The organism is Hallella absiana (genome assembly GCF_025457485.1).
GTDB classification, from domain to species: domain Bacteria; phylum Bacteroidota; class Bacteroidia; order Bacteroidales; family Bacteroidaceae; genus Prevotella; species Prevotella absiana.
Genome location: NZ_JAMXSP010000074.1, coordinates 1 through 2,051 on the forward strand (window position 1 = coordinate 1; position 2,051 = coordinate 2,051).

Below are 2,051 nucleotides of genomic sequence, written 5' to 3' on the forward strand. Positions count from 1 at the left end.
AAGCCTTCAGGTCATGCCTGAAGGGAATAAGGGATATACCCTTCTTTTTCTATAGATGTGTTACTGTCTTTGGTTAGGCAGCGGCATCTGCCCGCCACGGACAATCCCCCTTGGGCCGATAAATCTGAAAAGCTTTGCGTAATTCGTTCCGGGCTTCTCCTGACAAGCTCTATATCCATATTCGCACTGCTCGTTTAATGCAGATTGAGATTTCTGGGTATTGAGGATTTGCTGCATATTTTCCATGCTTAGGAAAGCTAACAGTCCGTCAGTCTCATTCAACGACACCATAAGGGATGGAATGGTGCTACAATATGCAGCTACATGGTTAGGTTGCTGAAGAACACGAAGTATATTCAATTCTATTGGATGTTTAGACTCCTTAAGTTTATCCTTTAGATATTTATGGAATCCTTCATCTCGAAAGCAGCATAAGTTATTTTCTGATATAAGGACAAAATCCTTATTTTCTTTTATCAGTTCTTTTACCTCTTCAATATCTTGGGATAGTATTTCCGACAGTATAGCAGCATCTAATGGCATACCTGCAAACGCTAATGTGCCGTAGAAATCAAACGTAACTGATAAAGCCTTGTCAAAAATATGGTGATAGTCATCATTGTATAAATCGCTATCTCCGGTAAAGTTAGAACTTAAAAGTTCTTTCAATCTACCTGTTTTGACATATTTTTTCATCACATAATTCATTCTCGAGCCGGAGCCTCTGGTGATAGAATACAATTGTTGTAACTCTTCTTCGGCAATTGATGAATCTATTTTTCTGAAATAATCTTTTACTGTGGCTTCATCGAAATTTAAGATTTCATTCTCACTAATTGACAATTTTTTGTTTGTAGGAATGATCTTTTCTATATTCTTTTTTTTCCCGGAGAAGATGAAACGGCCATCATTCCAGAACATGTTTTCAAGGAATTGCTTGACTTCCCCGATTTTATCCGATGGCAAATCATCGAAGCCATCAAAAACGAAATAAATAGGCTGATTCGACTTTCTTTGCCTCTTATATAATGGACCACAGATGTTATTTAGTGAGAGAGAGCTACTAAATTGATCATCTAATTTTACGCCCCTTATGTACCAATAAAGTTGCTCGATGACACTTTGATTCATCGTTTCTCTATTCAGAAGCAATGAATCTAATCCATTATAGAAATAGCTCACGCAATTAGCTCCATGTGTTTTTGCAAATTGTGCAAGCAATGTAGTTACACCGACGCCCTCGTCTCCATATAGACAAAGGATATTATCTTGGGCGAGTCGTTTCTCACAGAGTTCAAGCTCAGCTTTGCGAAGTATCTCATTTTCGACAGGACGTGGCTTGGTGAAACTGATGTAATACATGTCCAATATTTCACCGTCAAGATTCTCTTCCTCCCACATTTGACGATTACTTAATATCGTTCTTATGTCTTGAGTATAGTTATTTTGCACCATGATTTTGGCATTTGGTGCTATCTGGACGGGACTGCTGTCAATCTTAACTTCCTGCATGTGATTCACTGATTTTGGTTCATCTTTGACTCAGATGTACTTTATGAGGTTTTGTCTTATGCCAAATGAAACTATCTTCATTGCCCGATGAAGGTATTTTCGTAGACCGATGAAGGTATCTTCGTAGGCCGATGAAGGTATCTTCATTTTTTAGGTCGTTTTTTAGACGTTATTTGCGGCGGATGCTCTTCTGCCTGTCATATTCGTCATTGATGCGCTGGCGGATGTTGCTGATGGTCGTCGTTACCTTGGGTGCATGAGGAAGGAGCTTCTTAATGAAACGTTCCTTTACCATTTCATCATTATCAATCGCAACTTCCGGGTCTTTCAGCATCTCTATAACGACTTGTGCCAAGGATCGGGCATCCTTACAGGAGGACAACTTTCCTATGTAATAGGTCAGCCATTTCACATTATTCCTAAAATCCGCAACTATCATCCAATACACGATTAAGGGTAGATTTATGAGTCGTTAGTAGCAGCTTTCAGTAAAAAGCAACAGCACAACATCAATATGTAGCCACCATCCCCTTACCCCA

Annotated in this window: 2 protein-coding genes; both read right to left on the reverse strand. The window is 39.2% G+C overall.

The window, feature by feature from the left end; translation table 11 throughout:
* Positions 1 to 60: 60 nt before the first annotated feature.
* Positions 61 to 1,512, reverse strand: coding sequence for a hypothetical protein (locus NG346_RS14385; protein ID WP_262281361.1), 1,452 nt, complete (start codon positions 1,510 to 1,512; stop codon positions 61 to 63).
* Positions 1,513 to 1,681: 169 nt separating this feature from the next.
* A complete protein-coding gene (locus NG346_RS14390; protein WP_262288907.1) occupies positions 1,682 to 1,951 on the reverse strand; it encodes a hypothetical protein in 270 nt (89 codons plus the stop codon).
* Positions 1,952 to 2,051 lie beyond the last annotated feature (100 nt).

Bases quoted from the DNA above. Each gene is read 5' to 3' on its own strand.
- NG346_RS14385 (WP_262281361.1), bottom strand. From the start codon at position 1,512: ATGCAGGAAGTTAAGATTGACAGCAGTCCCGTCCAGATAGCACCAAAT.
- NG346_RS14390 (WP_262288907.1), bottom strand. From the start codon at position 1,951: ATGATAGTTGCGGATTTTAGGAATAATGTGAAATGGCTGACCTATTAC.